The sequence below is a fragment of the Bacillus cereus group sp. Sample62 genome (genome assembly GCF_036851315.1).
Classification (GTDB): Bacteria; Bacillota; Bacilli; order Bacillales; family Bacillaceae_G; genus Bacillus_A; species Bacillus_A wiedmannii.
The window spans coordinates 2811796-2823313 of record NZ_JAFLPK010000001.1 but is presented as its reverse complement, the minus strand read 5'-3'; the positions used below and the strand labels follow the sequence as shown (position 1 = coordinate 2823313).

Sequence of the window (11518 nt, the reverse complement as noted above, 5' to 3'; positions counted from 1 at the left end):
TTACCATACAAATAGCCCAACAAGCATAGCGCTTAATAAGGAAACTGCCATCCCGCTAACAAGAAGCTTCCAAACATTTTTACCGATTATGGCTGATTTTTCTCCGCCAAATAATGAATTGTAAGTTCCGTAAATCATACCTACTGTACTAAAGTTAGCAAAAGAAGCTAGAAATGTAGTTGCAACTGCAACTGTATGTGGTTGTAAAGACTTTAGGTTCGATTTTAAATCCATCATTGCAACAAATTCATTCGTCGTTATTTTAATCCCCATTAATTCAGCTACATACATCGCATCACTGCCCGATAAACCGAGTAAAAAAGCAAAGGGGCTAAAGATAATGGAGAAGATTTTTTGAATTGTTAAACCTGTGACGAAAAAGCCTAAAATCCCATTTAAACATGCAGTTAATGCTACATAACCAATTACCATAGCTAAAATAACGATAACCATATTCATCCCAACTAACATACTGTTTGAAATTGTAGAAAAGAAATCTTTTTTTTCATCTTTTGAAGGTGTATATACGACATCTTCTTCTTTTGTAACTTTTACAGGATTTAATACATTGGCTAAAATTAATGCGTTAATACAGTTTAAAGGGATAGCGCTGAAAATATATGTTGCCGGAACCATTGATAAATAGGCGCCAAGAATGGATCCACTAACGCTACTCATACTCATAATTCCAAAAGTTAATAAACGATTATCTTTTAAAACAGATAACTGATCACGAACAACCGCAAGTGCTTCGGTGTTTCCTAAAAACATCATTTGAATTGAAAAGAAGCTTTCTAACTTTGGTAAACGAGAAATCTTTGAAATAACTGCACCTACTTTATCAATAATCCAAGTTAAGATTCCGAAGTACGAAAGAATATCAAAGAAGGTGATAACGAAAATGATAGGAAGTAATGCGCTAAAGAAGAAATCAATTGTTTGATTTTCCATAGCGGAAGGAAAGGCAAACCGAATACCTTCATTCGCGCATGACAGTAGCCAACTGAAAAATGACGCAATTTTATTGATTATAATACTGCCGAGCTTCGTGCCTAACATAAACCATGTAATAAAGAGCTCCAATATAATTAGAATAACGATTGGTCTCCATTTTATATGTTTTTTATTAGGCGAACAGAGGAAAACGATTAAGATTACAATGATAATTCCTAACATATTCAATATGAAATGCATGTCAACAACTCCTTGAAAGTTATTATTTGTATATAAAAAAGCTCCTATTCTTCTTAATTTAAAAGGAATGTATTTTAACTCATATTTTATTGATTCTAAAAATATAGAAGGATAAATTCGATAAAAATAGAATTCAATATATAGCAAAAAAGGAGGGGATAAAAATGGAGGTCTATCACATAACGAGTAGAAAGAGGGAAACTTATAACGTTCAAGTGAAATATTCGATACTTTTCGAATGCGCACTTGGCATTGCGGCAATTACTCATAAAAGGTTAATCGATACTCTTGAAAAGAGTCAAAATGAATGGGAAGAGATTAAGGAATCCTTAACAGAAGAAATGAGAGAGCACTTACAGTTTGTAGAAGAACATAATACGTGGAAAGCGTTACTTCAGTTGTTGTATATGGGAGAGTTTCAGGACTTATCACAGTTTCATGCTAAAATCGATTCGCTTTCAGAAGAAGATTTGAAGTATATATGTTTACCGTTTTTAGGTGAGAAGTATGAAGAGAAAAGACGTTTAGCAGCAAGTGGAGACGTAATGGCAATACATGAACTAATGGAACTGACATGTGATCATCAGTTTTTCTCCACGTATATTCGTTTTATATGTGATGTTCATGTACAAGAGCTGAAATCCCACTTAATCGCTGTTATGACAGGTTGGTATGAGAGTGTTATTCAGAAAGAGGAAGAGCAAATACTATCTATATTAAAACGAGATTATGAAGCGAAAAATGAAATGAATAAAAAGGTGAAACCAGAAGAGTTTGTCGAGTGGGCGACTGGCGGCGTGAATTATATGCCAGAGCCAAGTGTTCATTACGTACTTCTTATCCCGCAAATGACATACAGACCGTGGAATATTGAGGCGGATATTGAAGATACGAAAGTATTTCATTACCCAGTCGCAAACGAAAGCATTCATCCTGAAGATCTGTATGAACCGAATTATTTTTTAGTTCAAAAACATAAAGCGCTTGGGGATGAAGCGAGGTTACGCATTGTAAAAATGTTGTTTGAAAAAGAACGAACATTGCAGGAAATTACAGAGAGACTGCAACTCGGTAAGTCGACAGTACACCACCATTTGAAATTGTTACGTGCAGCGAAGTTAGTTGATATACATGACGGGAAATATGTATTGAGAAAGAAAGCAGTACGGTCGTTAGCAAAAGAATTAGATGCGTTTTTAAATAGATAATATGCAACTAGAATGCACATAGAGGGAGGAATCTAGTAGAAAAGTTGGTGTATGAAATTGAAAAATGTATTGAAAAACCGTTCGTTCTTTTATATGTGGATTGGCAGTGCAATTTCAGAGTTAGGCGGGGCTTTCGGAACGTTATGTAATTCGATTCTTGTTTACGAATTAACAGGATCAAAAACAGCATTAAGTAGTATGTGGTTACTATACTTTATCCCATCGCTCATACTGCAACTTATAAGTGGTCCATTTATTGATAAATGGAGCCGGAAGTGGATTATGATTTTTTCGCAATGGGTGCGAGCTTCGGTTTTCTTACTACCGCTAGTCATGTTACTTACTAACAGTATAGAAGTTTGGCATGTGTATGTCGTACAAATAATAATCGGGCTTATTACGCCGCTGTATACACCTGCAAGTCAAGCAATTACACCGAGCATTGTAAGTAAAGAACAGCTTCAAGACGCAAATGCGTATATTGATGGGATGGCTCGTCTTATGATGTTTCTTGGGCCCATATTAGCCGGAGTAGTCATTCATTTGATTGGAACAGAACTTACATTATCTTTCGTATGTATTTGTCTATTTGTTAGTGGTGCGTTATTACTTAATATAAAAGAAAAGAGAACAAAACAACCTATTCGGAAAACGTGGCTAGAACAGTTTCTTCGCGGATTTACATATTTTTTCACAAAACCAGTGATTGTTTGGCTCGGTATATTTCTTACTTTCGTGCAATTTGGGGTTGGGGTAACGTTGGTTACAAATCTACCTTATATAAAAGATGAGCTTTCAGCGGGGTATGCGGAGTTTGGTTATTTTATGGCTGGTTTCCCACTTGGTTATGTAGTTGGATCTATACTAGTCGGAAAAGTAACGTATAAAAGCCGACGTATACTTATGCTTGGGGGATTGTTTATAGGAGGACTAACATATATTTCTCTAGGGTTTAATCACAGTATAGTAATTGCGGTGTTCATTGAAGTAGTTGCAGGCATTTGCATTGCCTTTTTCAATGTTCATAACACGACAATATGCCAACAAACAGTACCAAACAATATGATAGGACAAGTATTTTCAGTGCGGTTATTTTTCATACGATCCGCTATGCCGTTAGGTGTGTTATTAGGAGGCATACTGAGTGAAATATGGGGAGTGAGAGCACTATACTTTATCATCGGTGCGATTATATGTACCACTTCTTTAATAGGAATATTACTTCCGTATTTCAAATTTTTAGATGAGGCGATAGAAGAGAAATCAGCATAATTCAAATAATTATAACTTTTTAATTGAAAATAATTATCATAATCAACTATAATAGAAGAATAGTAGTATTCGTATTACAAAGAGGGAGTGGGATTATATGTTTATCGAAACGAAAACATTTACAGTAAAAGAAGGTACATCAAATATAGTTGTAGAACGTTTCACTGGAGAAGGTATTATTGAAAAATTTGAAGGTTTCATTGACTTAAGTGTTCTTGTGAAAAAAGTAAGACGCGGCGATGAAGAAGTTGTCGTTATGATTCGCTGGGAATCTGAAGAAGCATGGAAAAACTGGGAAACAAGTGAAGAACATTTAGCAGGACATAGAGCGAGTCGTGGTAAACCAAAACCAGATCATATCATTAACGTTGATCACGCAGTTTATTATGTAAAATCATCGAAAGCGGCTTATCAGCAGTCGTAATATATATGTAAAGGTAGAGGATATTTGTTTATTAATAAACAAATATCCTCTTTTTTGATTTATAGTAAAATATGGATGTGATATATGATTAATTGTTTCGTTATAAATGGAGGTAAATGAAGTGAAAAAAATGTTACTAATGACAGCTTTAGCGACAACGATATTATCAGCGTGTAGTAATAATGAGGTGAAAGAAGAAGTATCTAACAATGAGGAAGTAAAACGTGAAAGTAGTGCAAAAATAGTAGAGCAGAAAGAGTATATTATTATTGGTAAGAATTATAATGAAATATTTCTAAAAGATGCTAGTTCAAATAAAGAAGATAGTGTGAAAGTAAGTTTAAATGATTTAAACTCAACAAAATGGAAGGCACCTGTAAGAAACGGTATCCCAGATATAGGTGATCATATCTCTTTGGAAAAAGAGGGGGGCAAATACACACCTACATTAGTAAAAGATCTTGTTGGTGAAATAAAGTATGATGGTACAATTAAATATAAAATTTTAGAAGCAACTAGTAAATCAGTTAAGTGGTTACCACTAAATAAAGAGAACGATGGAGGGGTTGTTCCACCAGAGATGGTAAAAGTAGTGAACGCTTCGAAAATAAAGGCTGGAGACATTGTAACGATTCAAGATAAAACAAAAAGCAGTGAAGATGTAATTGTATATGAACTGACAATTGTTGAATAAGTATGTAGAAGATTATAAGAAAAGTACAATATATTTAGGTGAGGAATAACTCCATAATAATATGTTTGGAGGTTACAAATGTTAGAAGCACAGACATCTATTAAACATGAACAACATAAAAAATTAGTGCAAACAATAGTAGCTGAAATCTTATCAATAGATAAGGTAACTGGATGTATGCTTATCGGATCTGTCGCAAGAGGTGATGCATATCCTGATTCGGATTTAGACTTATACATTCTGTTAGAAGATGGACAAAAGAAGAAGTTTCATTCTGAAACGAGAGAAGAAATTTCAGTTGAATATAAGTATGCAGACGTTAATCAAATACTAGTAAACTTTAAAAACAATCCGATGGAACTATACTCATTTTTAGAAGGGGAAATTTTATTTGATAAAAGCGGCGAGTTGAAAAGGTTAAAGGAGATAGCTACATATGAATTTGAAAACTATCGTGTTTCTAGTGACAAAGTGAAAGGTATTTCTCATTGGTTGCATAGTTCGCTTATTAAAATTCAGTCTGCTTTGAAAACAAATGATGAGTTAAAAGCTTCATACATCGTTCATACGTCAACGTGGACATTGTTAGAAGGGATATGGGCTATTAATAACAAACCTACACCGCCAGCGGTATCTGTTTTAAGGTATATTCAAGCGTTGCCTAATAAACCAATTCAATTGGAGGCATTGCTTCATAAACTATTTTTAGGTACTACGACAGAACGTACTTCTGCAGCAATCTTCTTGATTGAGTGGATTTTACACAATTTGAAAAGTAAATAATGTGGCTATTATATATAGGTACATTAATATTTCACGTCGAATGGTTCATGTAATTGCATTCATTAAAAAAACGTTCTAGGCTATAGAGAAAAGTATTAGACTATAAAGCATAGTCTTAGATGGAACACTTGAATATTATGTCTTACATATCTAGGTGTTATGAAAATGAGTCTACATACCCTGTGCTTAAAAGGAGATGAGTGAATGAAGTTAAATCATTTGAATCTATGTGTTGATGATTTATCAGAAGCGAGACATTTCTTTGAAACATTTTTTGATTTTCAATTTTTGGAGCAAAAGGGAAAGGCACTAGTAGTAATGAGTGATGAGAGTGGATTTATACTTGTGCTAAGCGACCCCAAAGCATTTAAGGGGAATAAGGAAGTGATGTATCCTGAAGCTTTTCATATTGGTTTTTTAGTGGATACTTCAAGTGAAGTTGATCAAGCATATAATCGTTTAGTAGCTGGGGGCATTGAAATAGAAAAGGCACCGTATTCTATGAGAGGTAGTAGTTATGGTTTTTATTTTACAATGTTTAGCGGATTGTTAATTGAAGTGTCCTGCCTTGACTATAAAGATGGTAAGAAAGTTCTATAATAATAAACAAGAGTTATTGTTTGAAGATGTAAATATAACCCCTTATCCAGTTTGGAAAGGGGCTTGATTATTGTATTTATTTTTAAGGGACATAAAAAATAAAAAACAAGCGAATTTTAGTCAGGTATATGAATTGTAAGACAACTTCTTTATTAATTTATCTGAATTTCAAATTCAAGTACAGCTTGATCCTTCCTAAACGGCATATTGAGTTCTTTGAATCGTAAGCTTATTCCAGACAAATTATCAGGAAGGGAAGGAGATATAACGAAATGATGACTAAAATGTCCATCAGTGCCACCGCCACCTTCTGGCCAGCAGTCATATGTATCATCTATTGATAATTGGAAGAAACTATGAGGCTTATTTTCATTAAAAACTTCATCAGAGGAATCCCAATCGCTATATAAATAAACGACACTAGCATTTGCATATTGCCGAATAAAAGTTACGGTATACATAATACCTTTATGTTCATACGTTTTAAAAACAGGTATATGTTTTTTGAATGTAATAGGTTCGACGCGAGGTTTAAATTCACCTTCGTCCATCATGGAAGAGAATAGTGAATTTAGATAGTCTGGATAAAATCCGTATTGCTTTGCCCATTTATAAATAGCTTCATCATGTGGAAAACCTGGATCACCACCTGAAAGTTCTTTCCGTTCTTTTAATAGGGCACAAATTTTTTCATCGATAGTATATAATCTTTCATTGTAATAATCAGTAGGGCGTTCAAAACTCATTCGTTGCATAATCATTCCTCCTTTTCTTTATTTTAACAAAAAAGAAAAGGCAATACATTTTTTTGATATAAATATTAAGTGTAAATTTAAAATCATTCATAAATCAAATATTGTAGACTTAAAATGAAGTTTGATAACAAGGTCTATTTTGCAAAGGAATTGCTTATGCATAAAATAACAATAATGTTTACTGATGCAAGAAAATTTAGAGAATGAAGCAGGTTTCCCATAGGGTAAAGTACGAAAATATTATAAGTAGTACAGTAAAATGAATAGGAGGTTATCGCTATGACAGCTGTATTTAAAGATATGGCATTCCAGCTAAAAACGGAACGACTCGACCTGAATATGTGGGAGGAATCTGATGCAGTCTGGCTGAGAAAATTAGTTGGTGAACGTGGTGTGGACATGCCAACCATTGAATCTGTTCGTAGCTATCTTATCGAAATGCGCAAGAAAGCAACTGAAAATGGTATTTCTCTTCTTACTATACGTAGGCGAGAAGAAGGGGATTTCATCGGATACTGTGGCTTAATCATCGGTCGTTCCACGCTTGAAGAGCCAGAGATTGCATATGAGTTGTTCCAAAGCGCTCATCGCAAGGGTTATGCGACAGAGGCAGCATCAGCAGTGCTTGAGGCTGCGATTGCTACGGGGCGCCAAAGACTTTGGTCAACTGTAGGCGCTTGGAATACGGCGTCTTTCCGGGTATTAGAAAAGATAGGGTTTCATCGGCATCATAGTACGTGGGGGGAGCGCGGTGAGATTGTTTGGAACGTACGCGATCTGTAGAAATTTGACCAAATTCGGAACAAAAAAATGTAAAAGAAAGCCTCTATGTTAGGTTACTTAGTAATCTAACATAGAGGCTTTTCCTTATAGTAAATATTGATTTTGTATATATTTTAGCTTAATTTTTTACATCTTCATATAATTGGAGAGCTTCTTTCACATTCAATCTATTCTTCACAATACCATGAATCGCTTGAATCATAGCAGCAGGATGTTCAGATTGCCATATGTTTCGGCCCATATCTACTCCGATCGCACCTTCTTGCAGTGCATTGTACGTAATATTTAATGCGTCTTCAATTGAGTCAAGTTTTGGTCCGCCAGCGATTACGACTGGGGCAGGGCAAGTGCTTGTAATTTTTTCGAATCCTTCGCAGTAATACGTTTTAATAATGTCAGCTCCCATTTCAACACAAACGCGGGAAGCGAGAGCTAGAAAGCGAGCTTCACGTTTTTGTAATTCTTTCGCAACAGCGGTAATGCCGAGTACTGGCAAACCGTAATCGTGAGCTTCTGAAACTACATTTGCGAGATTTGAAACCGTTTGTGTTTCATAGTCTGATCCCACAAAAACAGAAACGCCGACGCCAATTGCGTTTTGTTTCACCGCTTCTTTTACAGGTGTAACAATTGTTTCATTCGCTAAATCTTTACCGACGACAGTAGCTCCGCCTGAAACACGCATAACCATCGGTGTGCTGCAGTTTTCAGGAATACAGGAGCTAAGTACACCTCGAGTTAAAAAGAGGGAATCTGTGTATGGAAGTAAGTTTTTAACCGTTTCAAGTGGCTGTTCTAGCCCGTGAATTGGCCCTAAAAAGTAGCCGTGATCTATCGCTAACATAACCGCTCTGCCATCAGGTAAAATTGTATTTAATCGATTTTTAAATCCCCAAGTCATTTGAAATCACTCCTTCGTTAATGTTGGATTTTCCGTTTGTACCGTATCTTTATTTGGTAAATGTGGTGACTTAATAAAAACCGCTTTAAAAGGTTTGTCAGAATGGTTAATAAGATAGTGAGATTCATGAGGGCGAACTTGCAATACATCGCCTTGTTTAATCGGGACTCTTTCGTTATTCACATAGAAATCAATTTCACCTTCTAATGCATAAAAGACTTCCTCGCAAGTTGTATGATAGTGATTTTGAAACTCCTGCCCAGGCTGAATGACAACAAGGCCAAGATCAATATTAGGACCTTGTATTAAATATTTCGGCCCGTTATCACCGAAGCGATAGGAGAAATCATTTTCATTCGCTTTTAACATACTTTTCACTCCCTTATGTAATCTGTTACAGTGCACCAGGCGCAATCCACATATGTGAGGTGAGCCCTTTATCAGCTAAAGCGAGCTGACTGTCATATACGTTTTTCCATGTTTCATAGAACTCTTTATATAGTTCGTGATTTTCAGTAATTGGTTCGAATATGTGCTCCCACTGTACAAACTGTTCGGCAGTTTCTGCCATAGATGAATAAATACCAGCGCCAACTCCGGCAGCAATCGCAGTTCCTAAAGCAGCTGCTTCTTTCACAACTGGTACTTTTACAGGGATACCGAGTACGTCTGATAGAATTTGTGGCCATAGTTTTCCTTTAGCGGCACCGCCAGCAAAAATGACTTCAGAAGGGAATGTTCCTGTGAGATTTTCTATTAATTTTAAGTTACCAAGTGTAACGAAGGCAGCATTTTCTTCAATAGCACGGAACAGTTCTTTTTTTCCGCATTTGTCAGCATCTAAACTTAAATTTAAAAAAGAAGGTGCGGCATGACGCCAAGAAATGTAGTTCATAACGTTTGAAAAAGTAGGAATAATGCCATGTGAACCAACAGGCACGTCTTTCGCTTGTTCTTCTAATAATTCATAAGCATCTACACCGAGTTTGTCAGCAAGTTTCTTTTCCTCTTGGCAAAAAGCGTCTCGAAACCAGCGCATAACAAGGCCAGGGAAAAATGCAATCGTTTCATATTGCCATAGGTTCGGAACTACGTGACAATTTACCCGAATCGCAGCATATGGATCTGTTAGCGGTTCTGTAACATTCACTTCTTGTTGCCAAAAACTACCTCCGCATATTAACGTTTGATTAGGTTTCACGACTCCTGTTCCAAGTGAGGCCATTTGTGCATCTCCGCCTCCGGCAACGACAGGAATTCCTTCACGTAATCCAGTTAATGATGCACACTCTTTTGTAACATTGCCGATAACAGTACCAGCTTCATTTACTTTTGGTGAAAATGTTAAAGTTAGACCGCAATCTATAGCGATATCGTTATCCCATACTCTATTTTGTAAGTCAAAAATACCGGACGTACATCCGTTTGAGGGATCGATTTGCAGCACGCCACTTAATTTATATAAAATCCAATCGTTTAACATCGTAAAAGAGTGAATAGCATTATAGACGTTTGGTTCATGTTTTTTAATCCAAAGTAGGCGTGGTAAAGCACCTAATGAAAAAGTTTGACCTGATCTTGTATATAAATCTTCTTCAAGATGCGACCGAATTTCTTTTAGCTCACTAACTTCGGCAGATGCGCGCCCATCAACATTTGCACAAGCCCAAATTTCTTGCCCATCTTTATCATATAAAACAAAACCTTCTCGCATACTAGTAGCGCTAATGGCTTGAATAGAAGAGGGAGAGACATTACTTCTTTGTAAAACTTCTTTCGTACATTGTTGTACAAGATGCCAGTTTTCTTTTACATCAAAATTCATAGAGCCTGGATAACGAGGATCCGTTTTATGAACCCATTCTTTTTGACTGACTGCAATTTGATTACCTAGTACATCAAAAAGAACAGCTCGAATGCTTCCTGTACCAGCATCGAAAGCTAATAAATGAGACATTAACAATCACCATCCTTTCGTAATAAGGAGAGGGCAGTTTCCTCATCGGTAATTAATGTATGAATAAACTTTCCTTTTAAGGCACCATAAATTGCATCTATCTTTTCTATACCTCCAGCAACACCGACGACATGATTCATATTGCGCAAAATAGAGAGAGGCGTGCCAATTAGACGATTGTGATGCGGGAGCTCTAATAAATCGCCATTTGTATTATAAAACTGTCCTAAAATATCACCGGCACCGTTTTGACTACGAATATATGTCATCTCACGTAGTGTTAATTTTTCTTCTTTTACAATCGTAGCGTCTTGAGATAATCCTCCAATACCGACAACAGCCGTATGAGCAAGTGAAGCGACATGAAGCATATCTTTTACACTCGGTTCTGATAGAATACTTTGTGCCATTTCAGTTGTAGATGCTAGAAACGGCGTAGGGATAATGTGAAGATCGCCCTGCATGTAGTGTAAGTAGTTTTGTTTTCTCGGGAGATAGTGATTTACTCCGCCAGTTAGCGTAACGATTGAAAGATTAATAGAACTTTCAAAATGAATGTTTTCTAGCATTTTGCTAATTGTTTCTCCCCAGCCAATACCGAGTAAATCGCCTTGCTGGAGATGAGTTTCTAAATATTGTGCAGCAGCTTTTCCGAGAGACGCGTGATAATTGTTTACTGGGGTAGGGATAATAAAAGCATCTTTTAAGTAGAATTTTTTCATTAAGTCACGCTCAATACTTAAACAGTGCAAACCAGTCCCTTTTACGTGAAATGTAACGATACCTTCACTCCGAGCCTTATCTAATAATCGGACGACTTTATTTCTTGAAATATGAAGAAGTGAAGCGATCTCCTGTTGTGTTAATTGGTCTTTATAATAGTACCAAGCGACTTTCGTTAATAAATTTTCTTCAAAGTTCAGCTGTGTCATACTCTTCATCCCTTT

General features: G+C 36.0%; 13 protein-coding genes. 7 read left to right on the top strand and 6 right to left on the bottom strand.

The genetic code is table 11. The features are described 5' to 3' along the window. On the bottom strand, positions 1 to 1194 hold the full coding sequence (locus J0835_RS14345; RefSeq protein WP_087981008.1) for a nucleoside transporter C-terminal domain-containing protein: 1194 nt from the start codon (positions 1192 to 1194) through the stop codon (positions 1 to 3). Positions 1195 to 1358: 164 nt separating this feature from the next. On the opposite strand from J0835_RS14345, the gene J0835_RS14340 reads away from it, so the two are divergent. From J0835_RS14340 to J0835_RS14315, 6 genes are all read left to right on the top strand, one after another. Further along, positions 1359 to 2402, top strand: coding sequence for an ArsR/SmtB family transcription factor (locus tag J0835_RS14340; RefSeq protein ID WP_087981007.1), 1044 nt, complete (start codon positions 1359 to 1361; stop codon positions 2400 to 2402). A 51-nt stretch (positions 2403 to 2453) separates the two neighbouring features. Further along, the gene (locus J0835_RS14335) at positions 2454 to 3674 is read left to right on the top strand and encodes an MFS transporter (protein WP_087981006.1); all 1221 of its coding nucleotides are present in this window, start codon (positions 2454 to 2456) and stop codon (positions 3672 to 3674) included. 97 nt (positions 3675 to 3771) lie between these two features. After that, a complete protein-coding gene (gene hmoA, locus J0835_RS14330; protein ID WP_000469503.1) occupies positions 3772 to 4098 on the top strand; it encodes a heme-degrading monooxygenase HmoA in 327 nt (108 codons plus the stop codon). Positions 4099 to 4204: 106 nt separating this feature from the next. Then, entirely contained in the window at positions 4205 to 4792 is a 588-nt protein-coding gene (locus J0835_RS14325) for a hypothetical protein (RefSeq protein WP_087981005.1), read from the top strand. Between the two features lie 78 nt (positions 4793 to 4870). Further along, positions 4871 to 5575, top strand: a complete 705-nt coding sequence (locus tag J0835_RS14320) for a nucleotidyltransferase domain-containing protein (RefSeq protein ID WP_087981004.1) — start codon at positions 4871 to 4873, stop codon at positions 5573 to 5575. Between the two features lie 204 nt (positions 5576 to 5779). Next, complete coding sequence (locus J0835_RS14315) at positions 5780 to 6175, top strand: VOC family protein (protein ID WP_087981003.1); 396 nt, start codon at positions 5780 to 5782, stop codon at positions 6173 to 6175. 152 nt (positions 6176 to 6327) lie between these two features. On the opposite strand, the gene J0835_RS14310 is transcribed toward J0835_RS14315, so the two are convergent. Then, the gene (locus J0835_RS14310; protein ID WP_140386815.1) at positions 6328 to 6930 is read right to left on the bottom strand and encodes a hypothetical protein; all 603 of its coding nucleotides are present in this window, start codon (positions 6928 to 6930) and stop codon (positions 6328 to 6330) included. A gap of 279 nt (positions 6931 to 7209) precedes the next feature. Here J0835_RS14310 and J0835_RS14305 point away from each other — a divergent pair, with 279 nt between their 5' ends. Further along, positions 7210 to 7713: a GNAT family N-acetyltransferase gene (locus J0835_RS14305; protein WP_087981001.1), complete on the top strand. Its 504-nt coding sequence runs from the start codon at positions 7210 to 7212 to the stop codon at positions 7711 to 7713. 118 nt (positions 7714 to 7831) lie between these two features. Here the strand turns inward: J0835_RS14305 and lsrF are convergent, their stop codons facing one another. From lsrF to J0835_RS14285, 4 genes are read right to left on the bottom strand one after another with little or no spacing between them, the layout of a single operon-like run. Next, a complete protein-coding gene (lsrF, locus tag J0835_RS14300) occupies positions 7832 to 8614 on the bottom strand; it encodes a 3-hydroxy-5-phosphonooxypentane-2,4-dione thiolase (protein ID WP_000219781.1) in 783 nt (260 codons plus the stop codon). A gap of 6 nt (positions 8615 to 8620) precedes the next feature. Then, positions 8621 to 8983 carry a cupin domain-containing protein gene (locus J0835_RS14295; RefSeq protein WP_000909986.1) on the bottom strand — a complete coding sequence of 121 codons (363 nt, stop codon included), beginning with the start codon at positions 8981 to 8983 and terminating at the stop codon, positions 8621 to 8623. 25 nt (positions 8984 to 9008) lie between these two features. Continuing rightward, positions 9009 to 10571, bottom strand: coding sequence for an autoinducer-2 kinase (gene lsrK / locus J0835_RS14290; RefSeq protein ID WP_140386814.1), 1563 nt, complete (start codon positions 10569 to 10571; stop codon positions 9009 to 9011). Then, positions 10571 to 11503, bottom strand: coding sequence for a sugar-binding transcriptional regulator (locus J0835_RS14285; RefSeq protein ID WP_333728131.1), 933 nt, complete (start codon positions 11501 to 11503; stop codon positions 10571 to 10573). The genes lsrK and J0835_RS14285 overlap by 1 nt, the downstream gene beginning before the upstream one ends. Between the last annotated feature and the right edge of the window lie 15 nt (positions 11504 to 11518).

Coding starts and splice junctions, on each gene's coding strand:
- J0835_RS14345 (WP_087981008.1), bottom strand. CDS start 1,194: ATGCATTTCATATTGAATATGTTAGGAATTATCATTGTAATCTTAATC.
- J0835_RS14340 (WP_087981007.1), top strand. CDS start 1,359: ATGGAGGTCTATCACATAACGAGTAGAAAGAGGGAAACTTATAACGTT.
- J0835_RS14335 (WP_087981006.1), top strand. CDS start 2,454: ATGAAATTGAAAAATGTATTGAAAAACCGTTCGTTCTTTTATATGTGG.
- hmoA (WP_000469503.1), top strand. CDS start 3,772: ATGTTTATCGAAACGAAAACATTTACAGTAAAAGAAGGTACATCAAAT.
- J0835_RS14325 (WP_087981005.1), top strand. CDS start 4,205: ATGGAGGTAAATGAAGTGAAAAAAATGTTACTAATGACAGCTTTAGCG.
- J0835_RS14320 (WP_087981004.1), top strand. CDS start 4,871: ATGTTAGAAGCACAGACATCTATTAAACATGAACAACATAAAAAATTA.
- J0835_RS14315 (WP_087981003.1), top strand. CDS start 5,780: ATGAAGTTAAATCATTTGAATCTATGTGTTGATGATTTATCAGAAGCG.
- J0835_RS14310 (WP_140386815.1), bottom strand. CDS start 6,930: ATGCAACGAATGAGTTTTGAACGCCCTACTGATTATTACAATGAAAGA.
- J0835_RS14305 (WP_087981001.1), top strand. CDS start 7,210: ATGACAGCTGTATTTAAAGATATGGCATTCCAGCTAAAAACGGAACGA.
- lsrF (WP_000219781.1), bottom strand. CDS start 8,614: ATGACTTGGGGATTTAAAAATCGATTAAATACAATTTTACCTGATGGC.
- J0835_RS14295 (WP_000909986.1), bottom strand. CDS start 8,983: ATGTTAAAAGCGAATGAAAATGATTTCTCCTATCGCTTCGGTGATAAC.
- lsrK (WP_140386814.1), bottom strand. CDS start 10,571: ATGTCTCATTTATTAGCTTTCGATGCTGGTACAGGAAGCATTCGAGCT.
- J0835_RS14285 (WP_333728131.1), bottom strand. CDS start 11,503: ATGACACAGCTGAACTTTGAAGAAAATTTATTAACGAAAGTCGCTTGG.